Raw genomic sequence first — 25,369 nt, 5'->3', positions numbered from 1 at the left:
GCTTTACTTGAACCGGACGAGTAGTTTATGATGAGCGCCGTTTCTACCACTGTTTTCCGGGTTTTTGACCCTCTCATGCCATGAGCCTTGTCGGGAGTCTTGAAGATCTGGGGCTGGGTGAGATCTTACAGATCATCAGCCTTTCATCAAAGTCGGGGATTCTGCGGATCAAGAGCCGGGGGCGTGAAGGGACCATCGTCTTCCGTCTCGGTCAGGTGATCCAGGCCACCTCCAGCACCCTCCTGGAGAATATCGGCGAGGTCCTGATCCGCAAGGGGAAGCTCGATCTCGCAACCCTGCGGTCAGCCCTTGCATGCCAGGAAAGCGAGGGATTCCAGGAACGGCTCGGATCGATCCTGGTGCGACGATTCGGCGTGCCTGCCACCGTTGTCGAAGATGTGGCCCGGGAGCAGGTGGAGCGGGTAGTCTATACGCTCTTTGCCTGGGTGGAAGGGACATTCGAATTCATTCTCCAGGACAACGTGGCCACTGCCGGCACCATCAGGATGGATCCCCTCCAGTTCATGCTGGAACAGGGGCTCAATCCCCGGCTCCTGATGGCGGAGGCGAACCAGGACCGCCGCAGAAGGGATATTCCCCGGGATGAGGAGCCCCTCCGGGTTCCCCAGCCTCCTGAAGGGCGTACCGTGGTGCCTGCGCCGCCGCCGGGGCACATCAACATCGGTGAGGAGCTTCGTCTCGAAATGGGAGAGGAGCTGGCAAAGACCGGTGAGGAGGGTTACAGCCACGCTGACCGGATGACCCTGTTGCGGGGGATGCTCGAAGAGCTGCACAATCCCGAGCTGGGATGCGGCATTACCCTGCTGGTCCTGCGGCTTGCCGCGGAGTTCATGGACCGGGCGGTAATCTTCAGGGTACTGAAGGAAGAGGTTGTGGGGCTCGGTCAGTTTGGCCTCGACGACCGCGGAGGCGGTGCCGACGAGCGGATCAGGTCGCTCCGCATACCGAGAGGAGAGCCATCGCTGTTCAGCGGGGTTATTGAAGCGAAACACCCGGCAGTGGTCCGTCCCGAAGCGAATGAATGGAATCGTTATCTGTTCGGCCGTATCGGCGTGGAGATTCCCCACGAGGTTTTCCTCGGGCCGATCGTAAGTGGTGGAGAGGTGATCGCTGTCCTCTACGGTGACAATCAGGCCGAGCGCAGGCCAATCGTCGGGACGGAGGCCCTGGAGATTTTTCTGTCCCAAGCCGGGCTGGTCATGGAAAAAGCGCTGCTGGAAAGTAAACTTCGGAGTGTAACGTGAAGAAAATCCTTATAGCGGAAGACTCGTCGACCATGCGGTCCCTTCTGGTGGCGACCATCGAGTCCCTCGGCGGATATCTGGTTTCCGAGGCGGCGAGCGGGTTCGAAGCCCTTCGGCTTCTGCCTCGGGAACCCGTTGACCTGATCATAACCGATATCAATATGCCCGACATCAACGGGCTTGAGCTTGTGAGCTTTGTCCGTGGAAGTGAAAATTACCGCCATATCCCACTCTTCATCATATCCACCGAAGGGAGCGAGCGTGACCGGGAAAAGGGGCTCGCTCTCGGTGCCAACGAATATCTGGTGAAGCCGTTCGATCCGGCGCGTTTGCAGGAGTTGATCAAACAGTACACGGCCTGAGGGTTATCCATGGCAAATTCAAATGATACGTCCGGCAGGGCCGTGGAAGACTTCCTGGCCGAAGCCGAAGAGATTGTCGATCGACTGAGCACCGACTTGGGAACCCTCGGCGACTGCGCCGACAGCGGGGAGTGTGATCCGGACCTGCTCAATGCCATTTTCCGCGGCGCCCACTCCCTCAAGGGGCTCGCCGGCATGTTCGGTTTCGCCGACATCCAGCAGCTCTCCCATAACCTGGAAAACCTTCTCGATTCACTTCGCCTCGGCAAAATACCCCTCACCAATGCCACCATGAACATCCTCTTCGATGCCATGGAACTTCTCGGTTCCGTGGTGCGGGGGCTCGGCACCGGAGAAAACTTCTCTTCCGCCATTGCCGACGCGATTCAGCGGCTCAATGACTGCGCCACAGCCCAGGAGAGTGGCGGCGAGTCACCCCTCCAGAAGCTCGGCCTGCCGGAGAAGGTCCTCAACTCCCTCACCGAATACGAGGAACACCGGCTGCTGGAGAATGTGAAGAAGGGGCGGACCATTTACTCCATCCATGCCTCCTTCAACCTCATGTCCTTCGATCAGGATCTGGGGGAGATCACGGAAGTCCTGAAGAAGTCTGGAGAGGTGGTGAGTACTCTCCCCAGTGCCAGTGCCACTCCCGAGTCGATGATCGACTTCGAGATCCTCTACGGCACCGACCTCGCGCTTGATGATGTTACCGGACTCATTGACCGGGATAATGTCGAGGTCACCCGGATCGGTGCGGCTGCCTCTCCACCCTCGGCCATCGCGGCCGGTGTTGCCGTGGCAATCCCCGCTACAGCGCAGGCGTCGGTTCCGACTTCGGCTCCGGCAGAGGTCTCCGCTCCTGTCGGCCAGGGCGACGACATGACCGCCAAGAGCATGAGCCGGACGGTGCGGGTCGACATCGGCAAGCTGGACGATCTCATGAACATCGTGGGCGAGCTGGTCCTCTCCCATTCCATCATCTCGATGCTGGCGACACGCATGAGACTCGAAGGGTTCTCGTCCCTGGCCATCGAGCTGGGCAAGGCGGCCAAGGGGCTCGACCGCAAGCTCACGGAACTGCAGAAGGGGGTCATGGAGATCCGGATGATCCCGGTTGGGCAACTTTTCGAGAAGATGGCCCGCATTGTCCGGAAGGTCTCCCGGGAACAGGGGAAAAAGGTCGACCTCAAGACCTTTGGCGCGGACACTGAGCTGGACAAGCTCATCATCGAGGATATCGCCGACCCCATGGTTCACATCATCCGCAACGCCATCGACCATGGACTGGAGACCACGGAAGAGCGGGTGGCCGCCGGCAAGCCCGAGCGGGGAACCATCCGTCTCTCCTCCTACCAGAAGGGAAACCACGTCGTCATCGAAGTGTCGGACGACGGGCACGGGTTCAATATCGAAAAGGTGAAGAAGAAGGCCCTGGAAAAGGGGCTCATCAAGACCTTGGAAGGGGTATCCGACCGGGAGGCCCTCGATTTCATCTTTCTCCCCGGCTTTTCCACCGCCGACAAGGTGAGCGAGCTGTCGGGCCGCGGCGTCGGCATGGATGTGGTGAAAAACAACATCGCCGCCGTCTCGGGGATGGTGGACATCGAGAGCATCTTCGGCCAGGGGAGCAAGGTCATCATCACCCTTCCCATCACCCTGGCCATCATCAAGGCGCTGCTGGTTTCCACCGCCGGGCGCACCTACGCCCTCCCGATCACGTCGGTGCTTGAAACGATCATCGTCACCGAGAATGACATCGATACCGTGGAGCGCAAGGAGGTCTACCAGCTCAGGCAAACGACCCTGCCGCTCGTGCGGCTGGAGCGCTTTTTCGGCGTCCCGCGCACAAAACCGGATTCCGCCGAGTTCTACGTGGTGGTGGTGGGGGTGGCGGAGAAACGGCTCGGGGTCATTGTCGACGATCTCATGGGGCAGCAGGATATTGTCATCAAATCCCTGGGGGACATGTTCAAGGGGTACCGGGGGATCACCGGAGCGGCGGACCTGGGGGACCAGCGGACGATCCTCGTGCTCGACGTGGGGGGGATCATCGGCGAGGCGTTCCGGAGCGGAGGGTAGATGTACAGGGAGTTCTACGGTCTGACCGAAAAGCCGTTCTCGAAGACCCCGGACCCGCGCTACCTCTTTCTGTCGCGGGGACACCGGGAAGCCCTGGCACGGCTCCAGTATGCGGTGGAGGAGCGGGAACTGGCGCTCCTCACTGGCGACATCGGCTGCGGCAAGACCACCATCTCCCGGGCGCTCATGGACGCCGTGGGGAATGACGGCTGTTTCTGTTTCATCGTCAACCCGCGACTCTCGGCCGTGGAATTCCTCCGCACGGTGGCCCGCAGTCTCGGCATCGCTGAGCCGGCCGCGGCCAAGGACGAACTCCTGCGGCAGCTCACCGAGGCGGTTTACCGGCTCGAGGGGGAGAAGCGCTGCCCGGTCATCATCATTGACGAGGCCCAGCTGATCCCCGACCAGGAGGTGTTCGACGAGATCAGGCTCCTGACCAACTTTCAGCTGGACGACCGCAACCTCATGAGTGTTATTCTCATGGGGCAGCCGGAGCTGCGGCAGATACTGTCCGAGCCGGCCCATGAAGCCCTGCGGCAGCGGATTGCCATGCACTACCACCTCCAGCCCCTGAGCCTTGAGGAAACCCTCGAGTATGTGGACTTCCGGGTGGAGGTGGCCGGCGGACCCCAGGGGCTCTTCTCTCCGGATGCCATCCGGAGGATTTACGAGTTGTCGGGCGGGGTGCCGCGCAAGATCAACATCCTGGCGACCAATGCGCTGTTGGTGGGGTTCGGGAAGGACTCTGCCTGGATCGATGCATCGCTGGTGGAAGAGTTGCGTGACGAAGCGAGCCTCTACTGAGGTCAAAGGATCGACTGCCATGATGGATATAGCCGAAATCAGGAAAAAGGCCCAAAGGGAACGCGAAGGGCGACGCGAGGAACCCCAGGCTGCGCAATCACCGGTTACCCCCTCCGCTCCTCCGCTGGAGGAGACCGATGATGGCCACTATGACGAGTCCTTTCCCCAGGATGAGATCATCCAGGCCAGCTTTGCTCCGCCGGTTGTTCGCGACCCCTTGACCGTTATCCTCGAAGGGCGGAAGTCTGCCCTTGTTGATGAGGTTCTCCCTGTTGAAGACGATGCCGACCTCCCGGTCCAAGCTTCGTCTTCCCTCGAAATTCTTTGCTTCAGGGTTGCCGACGAGATTTACGGCATCGACATCATGGAACTGAAGGAGATCATCAAGCCCCGGGAGACAACGGAGGTTCCCCATGCACCCCCCTTCATCGCCGGTGTGCTCTCGTTGCGCGGCATCATTATCCCCGTATTCGCCCTCCGGGAGCGCCTTGGCCTGTGCCGGGAAGAAGGGGGAGGGAAAGAGCGCATCATCGTGGTGAAGAAAGGTGATGGTCTCTGTGGTATTCTTGTGGACGAGGTGACCCAGGTGGTTCGGATTGCTGCAGACACCGTGGAACAGCCCCCTGCGGTTCTCGATGGCATAGATCGTGAATTTGTCTCCGGTATCGGACGCCATGACGGAAAGATCGTCATTATGCTCGCAATGGAAAAGGTTCTTGACGTGTTGCTGCTCTGAAATCGTGCCCCATTTTAATGGCGCGAAAGGGTCCAGACATGACGAAGAAAAAAATTCTGATCGTCGAGGATGAGGAAAGCCTTCTCAAGCTTGAAAGCATTCTCCTCACGTCCAGGGGGTATGAAGTGGTGGGTGCCACCGACGGGGTGGCCGCCCTTGAACAGGTCGGCTTGACCAGGCCCGATCTGGTCATCCTCGACATCATGCTTCCGGAGATAGATGGCTTTGAGGTCTGCCGGCGCATCAAGCAGAATCCCGAAACGGCACACACTCCCGTCGTGATGCTTACGGCCAAGAAGAGCGAGCAGGACTGCGCGCGAGGGATGGCGGCGGGCGCGTCGGCCTACGTCACCAAACCGTTCAAGTCGGCAAAGATCATTGAGATAATTCAGGATCTCCTCTCTCCTTAACGGGAGGGAGCCAGACAGAAACCATTTAAATGTGCTGCCCCAGGGGGGATGATGATGGAAACCGACATCCAGGAAATTCAGCTTGCCTGTTTCCGTCTGGGTGATGCGAATTTTGCCGCTGACATCATGAGGATCAAGGAAATCCTCAAGCCTCAGCACCTGACGAAGCTACCCAGGACACCGTCCTTTGTGGAAGGGGTAATCAATCTTCGCGGCACGGTCATTCCGGTTATGGATCTGCGCAAGCGGTTCGAGCTTCCTGAACGCGCTCCGCTGGAGGAATCACGGCTTTTGGTGGTAACCGTGTCCCGCCAACTCGTGGGGCTCGTCGTGGACGACGTCACCGAGGTCGTTACGGTCCAAGCCCATGACATCAAGCCCCCTCCCCATGTGGCCGAGGGGATCAGCACCGAGTACCTGATCGGCGTCTGTCTTGTCCGCGACAGCCTCATCATGCTTCTCAATCTTGACACTATTCTGAACAGCCGTGAAACATCGGCTCTCGCCGGCTTCTCACGGGCATCGGGCGCAACTCCCGCCCGATAATTCCGGAAAAAGAGGATACCCGCAGTGTGTGCGGGAATCCTGACAGTTCGACAAGGAGACCGTCAGTGGGCGATCTTGAACACATACGTACTCAACTTACTGGTGCCGACGACGAGGAGCGTCGACAGGCCGTCATCGGCCTGGGTCGCCATCCTCTCGCCAGGAGTCGTGAACTCTTTTTTTCAGCCATGGGGGACGGGAGCTGGCGGGTACGCAAGGAGGCGGTCAACACGCTTCTCACCGTGCCCCTTGATGACTCAACCCTGAACGGGCTCATCGGCCTGCTTGCATCCTCCGACAACGCCGGGCTCCGGAACTCGGCGGTGGAGGCCCTGGAGCGCCTGGAATCCCGGAGTGTGCCGCTTCTCCTTGACCACCTCAAAGACCCTGATCATGACGTACGGAAATTTGTCGCCGACATCCTCGGCAGCATCGGCGACCGTTCATCCATCCCATCCCTCGTGGAAGCACTGCAGGATCCCGATGCCAACGTTTCTGCCGCAGCGGCGGAGAATCTCGGCAAGATCGGCGACCCTCGCGCGGTTGCGCCTCTGGTTGAGGCCCTGGCAACGGGTGATGTCTGGTTCCGCTTTTCGGTTCTCGGCGCCCTTACCCGGATTGGGGAACCGGTTCCCATCCCGGTGTTTGCTCCCCTTGTAGCGGATCCTCTCCTGAAGCGTCCCGTCATAGAGTGCCTTGGCGCAGTGGGAGACCGTGATGCCGTACCTGTAATCCTGGAGGGGCTCCAGGACCGTGTCCGGGCAGTCCGTGAAGCGGCGGCCTGCGCCCTGGCGCGCCTCAGGGGGAGACTCCCCGCGGTGTACGCACGGGAGGTTGATGACCATCTCACGGGTTTCAGGGGGAAACCGTGCGTGGATGATCTCATCGCATCCCTTGATACCACCGATCGGCAGGTGAGAGAGTCACTTGTGGGGATTCTGGCGCTTATCGGTGATGAGCGTGCGGCCCTGCCCCTTCTGGAGGGATGCCGCGACGAGCGGCTTCGGCGCACGTGTCTCCAGGGTTTCCGGATTATGGGAGAGGGTGGGATGGCCGCATTGCTTGCAGCTTTCTCCAAAGCCGATGATGAGGAAAAAACCTTCATCATTTATCTGTGGGGAGAAATGGGCTTTGGTGGTGCGGCGCCGTATCTTGGCGAGGCCATGGCGAGTAACCGGTACTCGGTCCGCAATGCCGCTGTGGTGGCTGCAGGTAAGATCGGCCTTACCGGGTTGCTGGATCAGATTCGAGTGCTGCTTGACGACAGCGAGCAAGACGTGCGCAAGGGGGCCGTGGATGCTCTTGTGCGTCTTGCCCCCACCGGCCGGGAGAAGGTGGCTGCCATCGCCAGGACTCTTTCCACGTCGCCCAACCCCGATAACCGACAGGATGCCGCGCGGATATTCGCGGCTCTGGCCGATCCGGAGCGCCTTGCCCTTCTGGTGAAGGATGAGAGCCCCCTTGTGAGGCGTAGTGCTGTGACCGCTCTTGCGGGCCTGCGCCTTCCCGAATGCCTCGGGAACCTGGTCATGGCGCTGGTGGACGAGGACCCTGATGTGCGGATCGCCGCCGCTACGGGACTCGGTGAGATGCAGGGTGAGGGGAGCGTGGACTCTCTGATCCTTTCGCTCAACGATGAAGATCCGTGGGTCCGCTGCGCTGCCCTCAGGAGCCTCGGCAAGATGGGCGGCGAGCGGGCGCTTGATGCCATCGAGGATCTGTTGGGCAAGGCGGATGGGGTCGTGCTTATCACTGCGCTCGAAGCCTTGGCCGGTCTTGGGGACGACCGGGCACTTCTGCTCGTGAGAAGGGGCCTTGAGAGCAGTGACGAGGAGGTGGTGAAATCTGCCATCGACATCCTCTCCCGCAGCGGTTCCTCCTGGATTGACGAGTACCGGGACAGCCTTCTCCGACACCCCCACTGGGACGTGCGGTGTGCCACTGCCCGTGCCATGGCGCATCTTCTCGGCGAGGGAGCGGCCGAGCACCTGCGCAAGGCTCTGGAAGCCGAGCAGGACGAACTCGTACGGGGTGAGCTCCGGGACCTTCTCGGAAGGTGGCGGTAATGTTCACCCTGGAACCGGAAATACCGCTATCCGATGAGGAGTTCCGCCTGATTCGGGATCTCATCTACAATCATTGTGGCCTCTACTTTGATAGCGATGCAACCTACCTGCTGGAAAAGCGCCTCTCCAAGCGTCTGCAGTTTCACCATTTCGCAGGGTTCAGGGACTACTACCACTTCCTCAAGTATAACCGGAACAGGGACCAGGAACTCTCGGATATCATGGATCTCCTCACCACCAACGAGACCTACTTCTTCCGCGAGGCGTTCCAGCTCAAGGCGTTTACCGACGAGATCATTCCCGCTCTGCGCGCGATGAAAATGAAGAGCGGCGACCGGACGCTCCGCATCTGGAGCGCCGGCTGCTCCAGCGGTGAAGAGCCTTACACAATCGCCATGCTCCTTCTGGAAATGGGCGGTTTCGCCGGCTGGCAGGTGGAAATTATCGGCACCGACATCTGTCAGCGGGTGATTCAGCAGGCCCGCAAGGGTCTCTACGGCAAGTCTTCCTTCCGGGTGACCGACGACAGCTACATCCGTCGCTACTTCACCGAACAGGACGGAATGTACCGGGTGAACGACAAGGTGAGGGAACTGGTCACCATAAGCCACCTGAACCTCCTCGACGCGAACCGCATCGCGCTGCTGGGCTGCATGGACGTGATATACTGCCGCAACGTCATCATCTACTTCGACCAGCTGGCACGGCGGAAGGTGATTGACTCCTTTTACCGGACCCTGCACGAAGGGGGATATCTCCTCCTGGGTCACTCCGAATCGCTCATGAATATCTCCACGGCCTTCACCCTTAAACACTTCAAGAACGACATGGTCTACCAGAAGCCCTTCCCGGGCGGGGCAGGGGGTGGATTATGAGAAAAATCAGGGTTGTCGTCATCGACGATTCCGCCTTCAACCGGCGGGCCATTATCAAAATGCTTGAAAGCATGCCCGAGGTGGTGGTGGCGGGATACGCCAACGACGGCGAGGAGGGGATCAGAAAAGTCATTGATCTGAAGCCCGACCTCGTGACCCTTGACCTCGAGATGCCCAAGATGGACGGCTTCACTCTCCTGCGGATCATCATGGGGTACTGTCCGACACCGGTCATTGTGATCAGCGCCAAGAGTGATGACGAGAAGGTCTTCAAGGCTCTTGAACTGGGAGCGGTCGATTTCGTCGCCAAGCCGAGCCAGGGGATTTCCGAGGAACTCCTTACCATAACCGACGATATCCAGCAGAAGGTGCGGGGCGTCTTTTCCCTGAACATGAAGGAGATCATCCGCCGTGAGAAAGTGGAGGTTTTGGCTCCCCCTCCTGTCGCCCCGAAAAAGGCGGAAGCGGAGCCGCGACGTGTGGTGCCGTGCCGTCTCGATGTGGTGGCCATCGGTTCTTCCACCGGCGGCCCCCCCGCCATCCAGCGGATTCTCTCTTCGTTCCGCGAGGCCCTTCCCCTGGCGATCGTTATTTCTCAACACATGCCCGCCGGTTTCACGCGAACCTTCGCGGAGCGCCTCAACCGCCTCTCCGTTTTCGAGGTCAAGGAAGCGGCCGACGGCGATACGGTGTGGCCGGGGCGGGTGCTGATTGCTCCCGGCGGCCACAACATGGTGTTCGAGAAGAGTTCCGGCTCAGTGGTGGTGAGGGTGCGCAAACCATCTCCCGAGGATCGCTACATCCCATCGGTCGACGCCATGCTTGCCTCCTGTGCGGAAGTCTTTGGACCGCGGACCCTTGGCGTAGTGCTTACGGGCATGGGGAACGATGGGAGCCGGGGGGTGCGGGCCATCAAAGGCGCGGGAGGACAAGCCCTTGCCGAAGCCGAGAGTTCGGCAGTGGTGTTTGGAATGCCGAGGGAGGCCATCGCCACGGGTGTGGTTGATAAGGTGGTACCCCTCGATCTGATTGCGCGGGAAATCCGTATGCGTTGCGGAGTGGCCACCGACCTTGATTAGCAGGCCGAGGGTCCGCTGCGTAACCGCCGCGCCGTATAAACAAGTGTGGTGCTGGGAGCAAGTCATGTCGATGGATGACAAGAGTGATGAAAAAGGGATGCATGTGCGGGCCGACGAATTCCTCCAGCTCTTCAAGAAGGGCGCGGAATTTACCCAGGATCTCCTCAAGGAGAACGAGCGGCTTCGATATCGGATTTTTCAGCTGGAGGAACACCAGCGCAAGGGAGGGGCTCCGGCTTCCCTTGTCGAGGAAAACCGGCTTCTCGCCGCCCGCATCGAGGAGTTGGAGCGGGAGAAGGACGAGATTCTCGGCCGCATCAGGCAGATTGAGGCTGAGAACAATGATTTCGCCACCCGCTATGTGGAAATCGAAGAGGAAAACAACAATCTGGCAAACCTCTACATAGCCAGCTACCAACTCCACTCCATTCTCGATTTTGATGACGTTCTCAAGGTCATCACCGAGATCATCATCAACCTGATCGGGGCCGAGGAATTCGCCGTCATGCTCATCGACGAGAAGGCCGGCCTGCTGGGCGCCGTTGCCGCCGAGGGCATTTCCCTTGATGATGTGCCGAAGGTGCGGCCCGGCGAGGGGACCATCGGGGCCATCGCCGCTACCGGCGAGAGCCACTTCCTCGAGGATCCGGCGGGATACGTGCGAGACCTCTCGAATCCCATGGTCTGCATACCCCTCAAGATCAAGGATCAAGTGATCGGAGTCATCGTCATTTACAAGCTCCTGATCCAGAAAAAAGCCTTTGTGCCGGTGGACTATGAACTGTTCACACTCCTTGCCGGCCATGCGGCAACCGCCATATTCAGTTCCAGGCTTTACTCGGATTCGGAGCGCAAGCGCTCCACCATGCAGGGATTCATCAATCTCCTGACGAAGTAGCCTATTGCACCGGAGATCCATGACTATGTCCGATAAGAGGATACTTGTCGTAGAAGACTCGCCCACCATGCGGCAGCTTATCTCCTTCACGCTGCGGCGGCTCCCTGGCGTTGCGCTGGTGGAGGCGACCGACGGCGTTGATGCCCTGAAAAAGCTGGGAGGGGATAGTTTTGACTTGATATTTACCGATATCAATATGCCGATCATGGATGGCCTGAAGCTCGTGAGCCTTGTCCGCAACGATCCGTCCCTGAGGCACATCCCTGTCGTGATCATTACCACCGAGGGGGCTGCCGAGGACCGCCAGCGCGGCCTTGCCCTCGGGGCCAACGACTATCTCACGAAACCGATTCAGGCCGGCAAAATCCTTGCCGTGGCAAGGGAATTGCTACGAATCGGCTAAAAATTGTTCGGAGTTCCCGTGAAACGCCTGTTCATTCCCGCCATGCTGCTCCTCCTTCTGCCGGTGCTCCTCTTTGCCAAGGATTACCAGGTTGTTACCTTCAAGACCGACACCGCCGGTGCCATTAACTTCAGCCATCCCGTCCACCTGAAGGCCCTCGGCAACAACTGCACCCTCTGCCACAACAAGATCTTCACGATCGGCACCAAGTCGGCGCCGGTGACCATGAAGGAGATGGAGGCGGGCAAGTCCTGCGGCGCCTGCCACAATGCGAAGCGAGCCTTCGCCCTCGGCGAGTGCACCCGCTGCCACGTGACAAAGGAGGTGCCGGTCGATATCCCCAATTTCGGCGCCGTCATTTTTAGTCACAAATTCCACCTGGGGCTCGGCGCCTACGGTTGCGCCGACTGCCACAACGCCATCTTCGGCGCCCGTACCGATAACCCCCACATTACCATGAAGGAGATGGAAGGGGGACGTTCGTGCGGTGCCTGCCACGACGGCAAAACCGCCTTCTCGGTCAAGGGGGACTGCACCAAGTGCCACACGGTGCGGGATATCCCTTTTGCTGCCGACGCCACCTTCAGCCACGCTGCCCACTTGGGATTCGGCCATGTCTGTGGCGACTGCCACAGCAAGCTCTTTGTGGCCGGCCCCAAAAGCAAGCGCTACACCATGCTGGAGATGGAGACCCAGCAGTCGTGCGGCGGTTGTCACAACGGCAGTACCGCCTTCTCGGTCAAGGGGGACTGCGGCCGGTGTCATACGGCTGTCAGGGATGTGACCTTCGCGAAAAGCGATGCATTCTTCAGCCATAAGATCCATACAGCTCTGCTGGGGTGTGGCAGCTGCCACAGCGGTATCTTCGTCGGTGGCGTCAACAGCCGCCGCTACACCATGGCCGAAATGGAGAAGGGACTCTCCTGCGGGGTCTGCCACGAGGACAAGACCGTCTTCGGCGTCCGGGGCAACTGTGACCGCTGCCACGTGAAGACGCGGAATGTGAGCTTCAAGACGGGGGCTGCCGGCACGGTTGCCTTCCGGCACGATTTCCACCGCCAGATGTATGGCTGCGGAGACTGTCACAACGGCATCTTCACCGCCGGTGCGGGGCGCAAGAGCTTCACCATGGCCGAGATGGGGCAGGGAAAATCGTGCGGCGCCTGCCATGACGGCAAGACCGCCTTTGCCGCCACTACTGCCGCCAACTGTGGCAAATGCCATCCCCTGCGGGATGTGATCCTTCCCCACGATGCCCGTTTCCCCCACGTGAAGCACCTGGAATCCCAAACCTGCAGCGACTGCCATAACGGGCTCTTCCTCTCCGGTCCCGGAAACAAGCGCTGGACCATGGCGCAGATGGAGCAGGGCAATTCCTGTGGCGCCTGCCATGACGGCTCGATCGCCTTCACCGTCAAGGGATCGTGCGGCACCTGCCATACCTCCACCGTGGAGGTGGCGATTCCGGTCCGCCAGACGGGAGTCACCCGCTTCAGCCACACGTTCCACGCAGGCCTCCATGGCTGCACCGATTGCCATAACGGGATCTTCGGAGCCGGCGCATCGGCCAGGCGCCACACCATGGCCGACATGGAGAAAGGGGGCTCGTGCGGCGCCTGCCACGATGGGAAAAGCGCCTTCACCGTGAAGGATAACTGTACCAAATGCCATCCGGTGAAGGAGATCTCCTTCAAGGAACCGGGCGCTCTCTTCAGCCATACCTTCCACCTCAACGCCTATTCGTGCGCCGACTGCCACGATGCCCTCTTTAAGCCTGATTCCGAGAACCGGCGCTGGACCATGGCCGACATGGAGAAGGGCAAATCGTGCGGCGCCTGCCATGACGGCAAGAGTGCCTTTGGCGTCGCCGGTGCCTGCGAGAAGTGCCATCCGGCCACCAAGGGGATCAAGTACGAGCTTCCCGGCGATGTGGGGAGCGTCCTCTTCAGCCATAAATCCCACTCCGCCAAGGGATACGGTTGCGTTGACTGCCACAGCAAGATTATCGTGGCCGGCGCCGGGAGGAAATCCCATACCATGAAGGAGATGGAGCAGGGACAGTCGTGCGGCGCCTGCCACGGTTTCAGCATGGCCTTCAGTGTTAAGGATCCCATCCACTGCGAGAAGTGTCACCAGAGGCTCTATTGATGCATCCCTGAACCAGCCTCCATCACCTTTCGTCGCCCCCGCCGGCCCTGTGAACATGTTTGCATGGCCGGCGTTTTTATGCTAAAAACAAACCTTTGATTTTAATCCCTTACTGACCCGCCAACCGGAGGTAGCACGTCGTGGAAGAGAAATACATCCCCCGAAACGTCGAAGAGAAGTGGCAGAAAATCTGGGAGGAGAATAAGACCTACAAGGTCACAGAAGATCCTTCCAAGCCCAAGTACTATCTCCTCGAAATGTTCCCCTATCCTTCGGGGCGCATCCACATGGGGCACGTGCGCAACTACTCCATCGGCGACGTGGTGGGTCGCTTCAAGCGGCTGCGCGGCTTCAATGTCCTCCATCCCATGGGGTGGGACGCGTTCGGCATGCCGGCGGAGAATGCAGCCATTCAGCATAAGAGCCACCCGGCCAAGTGGACCTACGAGAACATCGCCTACATGCGGAGCCAGCTCAAGAAGATGGGTCTTTCGTATGATTGGGACCGGGAGCTGGCCACCTGTGACCTTGACTACTACAAGTGGGAACAGAAGGTGTTCCTTGAGATGTATGAGAAGGGGCTAGCCTACAAGAAGACCTCCTACGTCAACTGGTGCCCCAAGTGCGAGACGGTTCTGGCCAACGAGCAGGTGGAGGACGGAGCCTGCTGGCGCTGCGACAGCGAGGTGACCCAGAAGGAGCTGGAGCAGTGGTTCTTCCGGATCACCGACTACGCCGAGGAACTTCTGGAGTATACCGAGAAGCTCCCCGGCTGGCCCGAGCGGGTGCTGACTATGCAGCGCAACTGGATCGGCAAGAGCTACGGCTGCGAAATCGATTTTCCCGTGGAGGGGAGCCTCGCCAAGATAAAGGTGTTCACCACCCGCCAGGACACTCTCTACGGCGCAACCTTCATGTCCCTGGCCCCCGAGCACCCCATGGCCCTGGAGCTGACAACCCCTGACCGCCGGGCCGAGGTTGAGGCCTTCATCGACAAGGTGAAGAAGACCGACAAGATCAAGCGGACCGCCGAGGACTTCGAGAAGGAGGGGGTCTTTACGGGCTCCTACTGCATCAACCCGGTGACCAACCGGCGGATGCCGGTCTTTCTTGCCAACTTCGTCCTTCTCGACTACGGCACCGGCGCGGTCATGGCCGTGCCGACCCATGACCAGCGCGACTTCGAGTTTGCAAGGAAGTACGATCTGCCGCTCCAGGTAGTCATCCAACCGGAGGGCGAAACCCTCGATCCCGCCGCAATGGCCACCGCCTACACCGAGGTGGGGACGATGGTCAACTCTGGCACCTTTGACGGACTGCGGAGCGACGAGGCGAAGGAGAAGATCGCCGATTACCTGGCAAAGGAGGGGATCGGCACCAAGACCGTCAACTTCCGGCTGCGGGACTGGGGCATCTCCCGCCAGCGCTACTGGGGGAACCCGATCCCGGTCATCTACTGCGATATCTGCGGCGTGGTGCCGGTGCCGGAAAAGGACCTGCCAGTGGTGCTCCCCATGGATGTGGAGTTCACCGGAGAGGGGGGGAGCCCCCTCAAGAAGCTCGACTCCTTCGTGAATGTTCCCTGCCCCCAGTGCGGCCAGATGGCGCGCCGGGAGACCGATACCATGGACACTTTCGTCCAGTCCTCCTGGTACTTCCTCCGCTACTGCTGCCCCGATTTCGCCGCCGGCCCCATCGACAAGGCCCGGGCCGAGTACTGGATGTCCGTTGACCAGTACATCGGCGGCATCGAGCACGCGGTGCTCCATCTCCTCTACGCCCGCTTCTTTACCAAGGCCCTGCGGGATTTGGGGTATGTGACCGTTGACGAGCCGTTCACGAACCTCCTCACCCAGGGGATGGTCATCAAGGACGGCGCCAAGATGAGCAAGTCCAAGGGGAACGTGGTGGATCCCGATGCCCTCATTAACCGGTACGGGGCCGACACGGCACGACTTTTCTCCCTCTTTGCCGCGCCGCCGGAGAAGGATCTGGACTGGAGTGACCAGGGGGTCGACGGGAGTTACCGCTTCCTCAGCCGGGTCTGGCGTCTTGTCTGCGATCTTCTCCCCTTTGTCGGTAAGGGGGGAGCCGTTGATTCGGCTTCCCTCTCCGACGATGCCCGGGGGCTCCGCCGTGCCGTCCACAAAACAATCCGCAAGGTCACCGACGATATCGACGAGCGGTTCCACTTCAACACCGCCATTGCCGCGATCATGGAACTGGTGAACGCCATCTACGCCTTCGAGCCCAAGAATGCGCCGGAAAACGGGCCGGTCCTCACGGAAGCCATCGAGAGTGTCGTCATCATGCTTTCCCCCTTTGTTCCCCATGTGACGGAGGAACTCTGGGAGGCCCTTGGCCACCAAGGAGGGGTGGAGGCGGCCGGTTGGCCCTCCTTTGATCCGTCAGCCGCTGTGGACGAGGAATTCCTCATCGTGGTCCAGGTGAACGGCAAGCTCCGTGGCAAGGTGACGGTTGCCACTGACGCTACCGAGGAGCAGGTCAAGGCCGCTGCCTTCGCCGACGAGAAGGTGAAGCCGTGGATAGAAGGGAAGCAGCTCAGGAAGGCGATTTATGTGCCGGGTAAGCTTCTCAACATCGTGGTGGGGTGACGGGTCTATGTCGACCCTGAAGGGGAGCATTGTGCGTCTTGTGGTGGCAATCGTGACCATGCTGGTTATTGCCGGGTGCGGCTACCACATCATGAGACCGGCGCGGGGCGGGGCTGAGCTCGAAGGCAAGACCCTGCAGGTTTCCATCTTTACCAACCGGAGCTTCAGGCCAAACATCGAAGCAACCCTTACCGATATTATCGTAGATGAGTTGGCCAAGAGGGAGGGTACCCGGCTTGTGGAGAGAGGAGGCGATCTCGTTCTCTCGGGAACTGTCCTCACCTATGGCACCTCCCACGCCTCCTATACCGCCAAGGACGAGGTGAAGGAATACCGCGCCACGGTTACTGCGGAGGTAGCGCTGCGTCGGAACGACACCGGCCAGGTGGTCTGGAAGGGTGTCATCACGTCTACTCAGGATTTTCCCGCCCTGACCGATCTGGTTGTCCAGCAGAACAGCGAGGATGCCGCGATTCGGGAGATCTGCCGCAAGATGGCGCGGGAAGTCTATATTCACCTTACGGAAGATTTCTGATGTCCATGGAGTCCCTGTTCCGACTTCTTCGAGCCCATGAAAATCGACGAATTCAATAAAGCCTTGGACCGGGGAGAGATTTCTCCCCTTTATTATTTCCATGGGGACGAGCCGCACCTCATGGAACGGGCCGTGAAGCGGCTCATGGATAGTGCTGTCCCCCCCGATTTCCGCGATTTCAATCTGGATGTCTTCTACGGCAACGAGTGCAAGGGGGACGAGGTTGCCTCGGTTGCCCAGACGCTCCCCATGTTCGCCGATCGACGGATGGTCCTCGTGAAGCGGGCCGGAGATCTCTCCGCTGCCGCCCTGGAGATTCTCGCCTCCTGTGTCGCCGACCCTCCGCCAACCACCTGTCTCGTCTTCATGGGGGAGAAGGTGGACCAGCGGAAGAAGTTTTTCCAGGAGATGAAGAAGAAGGGGGAGCTTGTGGAGTGCAAGCGCCCCTATGAGAATCAGCTTGGCGCCTTCATCCGTGAGGAGGCAAAGGGGCTCGGCAAGCGGGTCGAACCGGCGGCGGCCGAGATGCTGGTCTATCTGGTGGGGAACAACCTGGGCGAACTCTCCACCCAGTTGGAAAAAGTAGCCCTGTACGTGGGGCAGCGTGAGACGATCTCTGTGGAGGATGTGCGGGGAATTGTCTCCGACACGAAGGTGGAGAGTGTTTTCGATCTTACGAATGCCCTCGGGGAGCGAAACGTGGTAAAGGCGCTCCGAAGCCTGGCCACCATACTCAGGGACGGGGAGGCGCCGCTTATGCTTCTAGCCATGATCGCGCGGCACTTTCGGCAGCTCTGGCGAGTGCGTGATCTGATGGCGCAGAAAGTCCCCCAGCAGGACATTTCCCGCCTTGCCGGGATCAATCCCTACTTCATCAAGGGAGTCATGGCACAGGCGCGGAACTTTTCCGCCTCAGAATTGAAAAAAGTTTTTGAGGGCCTCTATGCTACCGACCTTGCCTTGAAGGGGGGAGGGGCGAAACGGCCGACCCTGACTTTGGAAAAGCTTGTGATGGACGTCTGTGGGATGGGCTCCCGGTAGCAAGAGGGAGGAAATTATCTCATGCAGCAAGGCATTTGACCGTGCAGCGTCACAGAAAAAGGGACCCCTGTCGGGAGTCCCTTTTAGTAGTGCATATAGAAAAAATGGTTACCCGAGGGTATTCACCAGTTTGGTGAGACGGGAAACGTTGCGGGATGCGGCATTGGCGTGGATGATCCCCTTGGTGGCCGCCTTGTCGATGACCGGGATCGCTGCCTGGAGGGCTTCTTTGGCCTTGGCTGCATCCTTGGCCTCGACTGCCTCACGCACATTCTTTATGAAAGTCCGCAGACCGGAGCGGATGGACTTGTTTCTGAACTGCTTTCTCTTGTTTTGCTTGATTCTTTTCAGGGCCGACTTGTGATGAGCCAAACTACACCTCCAGTATGTATTACGAGTGGATTCAGATAATTTTGAAAGTCAATTAGTTAGCATTGAATGGAGTGGCAAGTCAAGCTAAAAATCTCGTGGCCTATGGTGGCAAGAGAGAAGGGGATATGGGGCAATCTTCGTCCCGCACATATTGGGTGCTGGAAGCCATTGCCGGACTTTATCCCGCTTGTGCGGTATACGGCAAATACGCAGTTGACGGGACGCGGCGTAATTTCGTAATATCTATCGAATTATCCGCAGGAAAGAGGACCCGTGACCGGCGAAAAACTTCTGTATATCGAAACCTTTGGTTGCCAGATGAACGTGAGCGATTCCGAGAAGGTGGCGTCGCTCCTGAGGGGGGAGGGGTACTCCCAGACTCCCGATTCATCGGAGGCGGACCTGATTATTGTGAACACCTGCAGCGTGCGGGCAAAGGCCGAGCACAAGGTCTACAGCTACCTGGGCCGCTTTCGGAAGCTTAAGCGTGACAGACGGTTGCTTCTGGGCGTGGGGGGGTGCGTGGCGCAGCAGGAGGGGGAACGGCTCCTGAAGCGGGTGCCGTGGCTCGATCTCGTCTTCGGAACGCACAACCTCCATCTTTTGCCGGAGATGGTCAGGGCCGCGGAGCAGGGAGAGCGCAGGGCCGCGGTGGATTTCATCGACAACGAGGCAAGGCTCGACTTGTTCCCGCAAGCCGACGAAGGGGGGGGCGTAACCCGCTTCGTGACGGTCATGCAGGGGTGCGACAACTTCTGCTCCTACTGCATCGTCCCTTACGTGCGGGGAAGAGAGATCAGCCGCCGTTCCGTCGAGATCATCGGAGAGATTCGCAGCGCCGTGGCTGGTGGCGTGCGGGAGGTGACGCTTCTGGGCCAGAATGTCAACTCCTACGGGCTGAAGACGCCGGGTGAGCTGAGTTTTGCGGGGCTCCTGCGGGAAATTTCGGCCATCGACGGCCTGGAGCGGATCCGCTTCACCACCTCCCACCCGAAGGATATCTCACCGGAGCTCATTGCCTGCTTCGCCGAGCTTCCCAAGCTCTGCGGACACATCCATCTGCCGGCCCAGGCGGGGAGCGATTCGATTCTGGCACGCATGAACAGGGGCTATACGCGGCAGGAATACCTGGAAAAGGTGGCAGCGCTCAGGGCGGCTCGCCCGGAGATCCTCATAACCGGGGACATCATCGTCGGCTTCCCCGGTGAGACGGAGGCCGATTTTCTCCAGACCCTCTCCCTCATGGAGGAGGTCCGCTATACCGACATCTTTTCCTTTGCCTATTCCCCCCGCCCCGAGACCGCCGCCGCGTCCCTCGGCGACAGGATTATGCGCAAGGAGACCACGGAGCGCCTGGAACGGGTTCAGGGGCTCCAGCGGGACATGACCATTGAGAGGCATGCCGGCTTTGTCGGCACCTGCCAGGCGGTCCTCGTGGAAGGGATGAGCAAGCGGGGAGACCAGCTCTACGGCCGCACCGACGGCAACCTGATCGTGAACTTTGCCGGCAATCCCTCCCTCGCAGGTTCCCTCGTCGACGTGCGCATCACTCGCGGCTACCCGAATTCGCTCCTGGGCGAACTCGCAGTTTTTCAATAAGAAAACGGAGCACCCATGTACCTGAAGATGAACATCCACGGCTTTGCCCTCGACTCCATCGCCCAGAGGCCGGTCGTCCTCCTCAAGGATGCCGATGAGGCGAATACCATCCCCATCTGGATCAACAGCAGCGACACCCTGTACATCGTGGCCGAACTCGTCCGCCATGACGCCGCGGCCAAGAGCGACCGCAAGGATCTCCTCTCGGCGCTGCTCGGTCATTTGGACGCAGAAGTGGCGGAGATTGTCATCGAGGACATGAAGGACGGCCTCTTCGACGCTTCAGTGGGGGTTTTGCTGGACGGCGAGACGGTGCTGCTCCCGGTGCGGATCCCCGAGGCCCTGGTGTTGGCCCTCAAGCACTCCCTGCCGGTCATGGTGGCGGACCACCTACTCAACAAGATTGCAAAGAGCAACGGTGACACCGACGAACGCTTCACCGACGCCGATGCGCGCCGCTTTGTGGATTTTCTCGAAAACCTCGATCCCGCCGATCTCGGCAAATATCCCATGTGAATTGATGGGGCGACAGCCCCGTCGTGACAGATTTTGGAGAGGAGCCATCAATGCGTCAGGAGTCCCTCGATTTTTTCAAACAGCTGGTCGAAGCCCCAAGCCCCTCCGGCTACGAACAGCCGGCCCAGCGGGTCTTTCGCGATTACATCGCCCCCTTTGCCGAAGTGACCACCGATGTCATGGGGAACGTGTTCGGCCTCATCCGCGGCGAGGGTGAAGACCTTCCGCGGGTCATGATCGTGGGGCACTCGGACGAGATCGGCTTCCAGGTGAAGTACATCGACGACAACGGTTTCATCTTCTTCGCTCCCATCGGCGGGGTGGATGCCCATCTGACGCCGGGGAAGCGAGTCCGCATCCACACGGCCAAGGGAGAGGTGGCGGGCGTCATCGGCAAGAAGCCGATCCACCTCATGGATGAAGAGGACCGGAAAAAGGTGGTCCGCCTTGACGCCCAGTACATCGACATCGGCGCGGCCGACAAGAATGATGCCCAGGAGGCCGTACGGGTCGGCGATCCGGTTACCTTCGCCGTCGGCTTCGAGTCGCTCCTGGGGGACCGGGTCGCTTCCCGGGCCTTTGATGACAAAGCCGGGAGCTTCGTGGTGGCCGAGGTGCTCCGAACCGTGGCCGAATCGGGGGTGAAGCTTCCGGTGGACCTCTACGGTGTCTCGTCCGTGCAGGAGGAAATCGGGCTCCGCGGCGGCACCACCAGCTCCTACAGCGTTAACCCCCATGTGGGGATCTGCGTGGAGGTGGATTTTGCCACGGATCAGCCCGACGTGGAGAAGAAGCACAACGGCGAGGTGAAGCTCGGCAAAGGGCCGATTCTCCCCCGGGGGGCCAACATCAACCACCCCCTCTTTGACCTCCTCTCGGCCACGGCGGATCGGGAGGGGATTGCGGTCCAGTACACCGGCATTGCCCGGGCCACAGGTACCGACGCCAACGTGATGCAGATATCCCGGGGTGGCGTTGCCACAGCCCTGGTGAAGCTGCCGCTCCGCTACATGCACACGCCGGTGGAGGTCATCTCCCTCTCCGATCTGGAGAACGCCGTTCGACTTATCGTCGCTGCGCTGCCGGGTATGGGGAAAAAAGAGGCGTTCATTCTGCGCTGACGAAGAGGGCTCGGAGTGAAACGGTTTTTCTCTTCGAGCCCTCCCTGATTTTCTCTTTGATTTTAACCCCTTTTAACTTGACTCACCTTTTTGCCTCGACTATCTTTTTCGGTTAATACTTTGAGACCCACCACAAAGGAGTCCGCGATGTTAGACGAAACGATTCAGGAAGGCCTGACCTTCGACGACGTTCTGCTCGTCCCTGCCCATTCTCAAGTTCTCCCCCGCGATGTCTCCCTCAATACCCGCCTGACCCGAAATATCCACCTCAATATTCCGCTCGTTTCCGCTGCCATGGATACGGTCACCGAGGCCCGGACCGCCATCTGCATGGCCCGCGAGGGGGGAATCGGCATCATCCACAAGAACCTCACCATCGAGGAACAGGCCATGGAGGTGGACAAGGTCAAGAAAAGCGAATCGGGCATGATCGTGGACCCCATCACCATGCGCCCCAACCAGAAGATCCACGAGGCCCTGGCCATCATGGAGAAGTACCGGATCTCCGGGGTTCCGGTTACCAACGCCAAGGGGAAGCTGGTCGGCATCCTCACCAACCGCGACCTCCGTTTCGAGACGGATCTGAACCTTCCCATATCCGCCCGCATGACCAAGAAGCGGCTCGTGACCGTGGCGGTGGGCACCACCCTCGAAGAGGCCAAGGAGCATCTGAAGCAGACCCGGGTGGAGAAACTCCTGGTTGTGGACGACGATAAGAACCTCAAGGGGCTCATCACCATCAAGGATATCGAGAAGGTCAGGAAATACCCCAATGCCTGCAAGGACGGCCTGGGGCGCCTGCGGGTCGGCGCTGCCGTCGGTCCGACCGCTGACATGCTGGTCCGTGCCGATGCCCTCGTGAAGGCCGGTGTTGATGTGATTGCCATCGACACGGCCCACGGTCATTCCCAGGGGGTTCTGGACGCAATACGCTCCTTGAAGTCAGCGTTTCCGGGGGTTGAACTCATCGCCGGCAACATCGCCACTGCCGAGGCCGCCGAGGCTCTCATCAAGGCAGGGGTCGACGCCATCAAGGTGGGGATCGGTCCCGGCTCCATCTGCACCACCCGCGTGGTGGCCGGGGTCGGCGTGCCCCAGATCAGCGCCATCGCCCAATGCGCAAAAGTCGCCCGCAAATACGACATCCCCCTCATCGCCGATGGCGGGGTCAAATACTCCGGCGACGTCACCAAGGCAGTGGCCGCCGGCGCCGACGTCATCATGATCGGGTCGCTCTTCGCCGGCACCGAGGAGTCCCCCGGCGACACCATCCTCTATCAGGGCCGCGCCTACAAGAGCTACCGCGGCATGGGCTCCATCGGCGCCATGAAGGAGGGGAGTAAGGACCGCTACTTCCAGAGCGACGTGGAGAGCGAGGTGAAGCTGGTTCCCGAAGGGATTGAGGGGATGGTTCCCCTGCGTGGACCGCTGGGTGCCAACGTCCACCAGCTCATGGGGGGGCTCAGGGCCGGCATGGGCTACACCGGCTGCCACACCGTCAGCGAACTCCAGCAGAAGGGGCGCTTCATCCGGATCACCGGCGCCGGGCTCAAGGAGTCCCACGTCCACGACGTCATGATTACCAAGGAAGCTCCCAACTACCGGGTTGAGAACGTACGATGAGCAGTGATATCCACAGCGAGAAAATCCTGATCCTGGACTTCGGTTCACAGTACACCCAACTCATCGCCCGGCGAGTGCGGGAGGCCCACGTCTACTGCGAACTCCATCCCTTCGATATGGACCTGGCGGCGATCCGCGCCTTTGCCCCGCGGGGGATCATCCTCTCCGGCGGCCCCAAGTCGGTGTATGAGGAAGGGGCCCCGGCGGTGGAGGAGGCTCTTTTCGAGCTGGGAGTGCCGGTCCTTGGCATCTGCTACGGCATGCAGCTCATGAGCCGCCACTTTGGCGGCCAGGTGGTGCCGGCCGGGAAACGGGAGTTCGGCCACGCTGACCTCCTGGCTGTGGGGACTCCCGGCCCCCTCTTCGATGGCTTTTTCGTGGAAGGGAAAAGCCCGGTCTGGATGAGCCATGGCGACCATGTGTCTCTGGTTCCCGCAGGGTTTCAGGTGGTGGGGGAGACGGCCAACGCGCCGGTCTGCGCCATCCAGGATCTTGCCCGCAATCTCTATGGTGTCCAGTTTCACCCGGAAGTTAACCATACCCCTCGGGGGGAACTCCTCATCGATACCTTTGTCCGGAAGATCTGCGGTTGCAGTGGCCAGTGGACGCCGGGACACATTATCGATGATGCCGTCAGCCGTATCCGCGCCCAGGTGGGGAATGACCGGGTGATCCTCGGCCTTTCGGGCGGAGTCGACTCGTCGGTGGCCGCAGCCCTGATCCATCGCGCCATCGGCGACCAGCTCACCTGTGTTTTCGTGGACAACGGCCTGTTGCGCCTCAGCGAGGGGGACCAGGTGATGGCCACCTTTGCCGAGAATCTCGGAGTCAAGGTGATACGGGTGGACGCCGAGGATCGCTTTCTCACGGCCCTGGCCGGCGAGAGCGACCCGGAGAAAAAACGCAAGATCATCGGCAAACTCTTCGTGGATATCTTCGAGGAAGAGTCGAATAAGATCACCGACGCCCGCTGGCTTGCCCAAGGGACCATCTACCCCGACGTCATCGAGAGCGCCGGAGCCAAGACCGGCAAGGCCCACAACATCAAGAGCCACCACAACGTGGGGGGACTCCCCGACTACATGAAGCTGAAGCTCCTGGAGCCCCTGCGGGAGCTCTTCAAGGATGAGGTCCGGGCCATCGGCGAGGAGCTGGGGCTTCCCCATCAGATGGTATGGCGCCATCCCTTCCCGGGGCCGGGGCTTGGGGTCAGGATCCTTGGCGAGGTGAAGAAGGAGTACGCCGACATCCTCCGCCGGGCCGACGCCATCTACATCGAGGAGCTTTACGCTGCCGGCCACTACGACAAGATCAGTCAGGCTTTCGCCGTCTTCCTGCCGGTTAAGAGCGTCGGGGTCATGGGTGACGGTCGCACCTACGAGTACGTGGTGGCGCTGCGGGCCGTGGAGACCAAGGACTTCATGACCGCAGGGTGGTATCCGCTTCCCTACGAGGACATGGCCCGCATATCGAGCAGGATCATCAACGAGGTGAAGGGGGTCAATCGGGTGGTGTACGACATCTCCAGCAAGCCTCCCGCTACCATAGAGTGGGAATAGATTCATTTCAGAAAGGGCGCCGAACGGCGCCTTTTTCTTTTTTTCGGACCCACCTGAAAATACGGAGTGATTTGGTATTATTTCAGTAGAGAGAGTAAATCAAACCAGGGAAAGGGGGCTTGTGTATGAACGTTATCGACTGTGCGCTCAAGATGGAGGAGGAGGCTGCTGCACATTACATACAACTGGCGGCGGCTTCTTCTGTTGATGAGTTGCAGCGCATTTTCAGTATGCTGGCGGCGGCGGAAAAGGAGCACCATGCTACCCTCTTGTCCATGCTGGGTAATATTGATCCGGCAAAGGCGGAATTCAAGGCCCTCGACGAGGCTGCATGCGCCTTCAAACCGCTCCTCGGCAAGCGTGACCTGGTGTCTGAACTGCTGAAGGATCCTGACGGATACCAGCACGTGGTGAGGGAAGAGGAGGCAAGCATCAAATTCTACGAGGAACTTGCTGGCAAGGCTGACAACGAGGAGACCCGCGCTCTGTTGAAGAAGCTGGCCGATGAGGAACGGCGACACCTGAGCATCGTGGAAAATATTTACTCGTTCGTGGAAAATCCGAAGACCTATCTTGCGTGGGGAGAGTTCAGCAACCTGAAGGAATACTGAAACGAACAATTTCCCAGCCCGCGCGTAAAAGCCCGCCCAGAGACGGGCTTTTTTATTGCGGCCAAGCCGTGAAACGCTCTATAGTTATTAGGTTGCTTCAGTT

At 59.9% G+C, this 25,369-nt stretch carries 23 protein-coding genes; 22 read left to right on the top strand and 1 reads right to left on the bottom strand.

The genetic code is table 11. The features are described 5' to 3' along the window. Positions 1 to 80: 80 nt before the first annotated feature. From GMET_RS11660 to holA, 16 genes are all read left to right on the top strand, one after another. Entirely contained in the window at positions 81 to 1,265 is a 1,185-nt protein-coding gene (locus tag GMET_RS11660) for a DUF4388 domain-containing protein (protein ID WP_004513307.1), read from the top strand. Further along, positions 1,262 to 1,627: a response regulator gene (locus tag GMET_RS11655; protein WP_004513308.1), complete on the top strand. Its 366-nt coding sequence runs from the start codon at positions 1,262 to 1,264 to the stop codon at positions 1,625 to 1,627. The genes GMET_RS11660 and GMET_RS11655 overlap by 4 nt, the downstream gene beginning before the upstream one ends. A 9-nt stretch (positions 1,628 to 1,636) precedes the next feature. Further along, complete coding sequence (locus tag GMET_RS11650; RefSeq protein WP_004513309.1) at positions 1,637 to 3,709, top strand: chemotaxis protein CheA; 2,073 nt, start codon at positions 1,637 to 1,639, stop codon at positions 3,707 to 3,709. Continuing rightward, positions 3,710 to 4,513, top strand: coding sequence for an ExeA family protein (locus tag GMET_RS11645; protein ID WP_004513310.1), 804 nt, complete (start codon positions 3,710 to 3,712; stop codon positions 4,511 to 4,513). 19 nt (positions 4,514 to 4,532) lie between these two features. Further along, positions 4,533 to 5,249 carry a chemotaxis protein CheW gene (locus tag GMET_RS11640; RefSeq protein WP_004513311.1) on the top strand — a complete coding sequence of 239 codons (717 nt, stop codon included), beginning with the start codon at positions 4,533 to 4,535 and terminating at the stop codon, positions 5,247 to 5,249. A gap of 38 nt (positions 5,250 to 5,287) precedes the next feature. Next, positions 5,288 to 5,659: a response regulator transcription factor gene (locus GMET_RS11635; protein ID WP_004513312.1), complete on the top strand. Its 372-nt coding sequence runs from the start codon at positions 5,288 to 5,290 to the stop codon at positions 5,657 to 5,659. Between the two features lie 54 nt (positions 5,660 to 5,713). After that, on the top strand, positions 5,714 to 6,205 hold the full coding sequence (locus tag GMET_RS11630) for a chemotaxis protein CheW (protein WP_100206464.1): 492 nt from the start codon (positions 5,714 to 5,716) through the stop codon (positions 6,203 to 6,205). Positions 6,206 to 6,270: 65 nt separating this feature from the next. Further along, positions 6,271 to 8,271, top strand: coding sequence for a HEAT repeat domain-containing protein (locus GMET_RS11625; protein WP_004513314.1), 2,001 nt, complete (start codon positions 6,271 to 6,273; stop codon positions 8,269 to 8,271). Continuing rightward, positions 8,271 to 9,146, top strand: a complete 876-nt coding sequence (locus GMET_RS11620) for a CheR family methyltransferase (protein WP_011366039.1) — start codon at positions 8,271 to 8,273, stop codon at positions 9,144 to 9,146. The genes GMET_RS11625 and GMET_RS11620 overlap by 1 nt, the downstream gene beginning before the upstream one ends. Next, on the top strand, positions 9,143 to 10,225 hold the full coding sequence (locus tag GMET_RS11615) for a protein-glutamate methylesterase/protein-glutamine glutaminase (protein ID WP_004514494.1): 1,083 nt from the start codon (positions 9,143 to 9,145) through the stop codon (positions 10,223 to 10,225). Before GMET_RS11620 ends, GMET_RS11615 begins: the two co-directional genes overlap by 4 nt. Before the next feature lie 64 nt (positions 10,226 to 10,289). Then, positions 10,290 to 11,123: a GAF domain-containing protein gene (locus GMET_RS11610; protein ID WP_004514495.1), complete on the top strand. Its 834-nt coding sequence runs from the start codon at positions 10,290 to 10,292 to the stop codon at positions 11,121 to 11,123. A gap of 25 nt (positions 11,124 to 11,148) precedes the next feature. Then, the gene (locus GMET_RS11605) at positions 11,149 to 11,526 is read left to right on the top strand and encodes a response regulator (protein ID WP_004514496.1); all 378 of its coding nucleotides are present in this window, start codon (positions 11,149 to 11,151) and stop codon (positions 11,524 to 11,526) included. An 18-nt stretch (positions 11,527 to 11,544) separates the two neighbouring features. Next, a complete protein-coding gene (locus tag GMET_RS11600; RefSeq protein ID WP_004514497.1) occupies positions 11,545 to 13,674 on the top strand; it encodes a cytochrome c3 family protein in 2,130 nt (709 codons plus the stop codon). A gap of 140 nt (positions 13,675 to 13,814) precedes the next feature. Continuing rightward, complete coding sequence (gene leuS, locus GMET_RS11595; RefSeq protein WP_004514498.1) at positions 13,815 to 16,289, top strand: leucine--tRNA ligase; 2,475 nt, start codon at positions 13,815 to 13,817, stop codon at positions 16,287 to 16,289. Positions 16,290 to 16,296: 7 nt separating this feature from the next. Further along, positions 16,297 to 16,824 (top strand): LptE family protein, encoded by a 528-nt coding sequence (gene lptE / locus GMET_RS11590; protein ID WP_004514499.1) that lies wholly within the window; start codon positions 16,297 to 16,299, stop codon positions 16,822 to 16,824. 36 nt (positions 16,825 to 16,860) lie between these two features. After that, the gene (holA, locus tag GMET_RS11585; protein WP_004514500.1) at positions 16,861 to 17,865 is read left to right on the top strand and encodes a DNA polymerase III subunit delta; all 1,005 of its coding nucleotides are present in this window, start codon (positions 16,861 to 16,863) and stop codon (positions 17,863 to 17,865) included. Positions 17,866 to 17,973: 108 nt separating this feature from the next. Here holA and rpsT read toward each other — a convergent pair whose 3' ends face one another. After that, positions 17,974 to 18,237: a 30S ribosomal protein S20 gene (rpsT, locus tag GMET_RS11580; protein WP_004514501.1), complete on the bottom strand. Its 264-nt coding sequence runs from the start codon at positions 18,235 to 18,237 to the stop codon at positions 17,974 to 17,976. Between the two features lie 273 nt (positions 18,238 to 18,510). Between rpsT and miaB the strand changes: the two genes are divergently transcribed. From miaB to GMET_RS11550, 6 genes are all read left to right on the top strand, one after another. After that, positions 18,511 to 19,836 (top strand): tRNA (N6-isopentenyl adenosine(37)-C2)-methylthiotransferase MiaB, encoded by a 1,326-nt coding sequence (miaB, locus tag GMET_RS11575; RefSeq protein WP_004514502.1) that lies wholly within the window; start codon positions 18,511 to 18,513, stop codon positions 19,834 to 19,836. Between the two features lie 15 nt (positions 19,837 to 19,851). Then, positions 19,852 to 20,352, top strand: coding sequence for a bifunctional nuclease family protein (locus tag GMET_RS11570; protein ID WP_004514503.1), 501 nt, complete (start codon positions 19,852 to 19,854; stop codon positions 20,350 to 20,352). A gap of 50 nt (positions 20,353 to 20,402) precedes the next feature. Further along, positions 20,403 to 21,473 (top strand): M42 family metallopeptidase, encoded by a 1,071-nt coding sequence (locus GMET_RS11565; protein ID WP_004514504.1) that lies wholly within the window; start codon positions 20,403 to 20,405, stop codon positions 21,471 to 21,473. Positions 21,474 to 21,620: 147 nt separating this feature from the next. Further along, entirely contained in the window at positions 21,621 to 23,096 is a 1,476-nt protein-coding gene (gene guaB / locus GMET_RS11560) for an IMP dehydrogenase (protein WP_004514505.1), read from the top strand. Then, positions 23,093 to 24,655, top strand: a complete 1,563-nt coding sequence (gene guaA / locus GMET_RS11555) for a glutamine-hydrolyzing GMP synthase (RefSeq protein WP_004514506.1) — start codon at positions 23,093 to 23,095, stop codon at positions 24,653 to 24,655. Before guaB ends, guaA begins: the two co-directional genes overlap by 4 nt. A 125-nt stretch (positions 24,656 to 24,780) precedes the next feature. After that, a complete protein-coding gene (locus GMET_RS11550; protein WP_004514507.1) occupies positions 24,781 to 25,266 on the top strand; it encodes a ferritin-like domain-containing protein in 486 nt (161 codons plus the stop codon). Positions 25,267 to 25,369 lie beyond the last annotated feature (103 nt).

It is taken from the genome of Geobacter metallireducens GS-15, from assembly GCF_000012925.1.
In the GTDB taxonomy this organism is placed as follows: domain Bacteria; phylum Desulfobacterota; class Desulfuromonadia; order Geobacterales; family Geobacteraceae; genus Geobacter; species Geobacter metallireducens.
The sequence above is the reverse complement of the archived record's forward strand: the minus strand, read 5'-3'. Positions and strand labels throughout refer to the sequence as shown.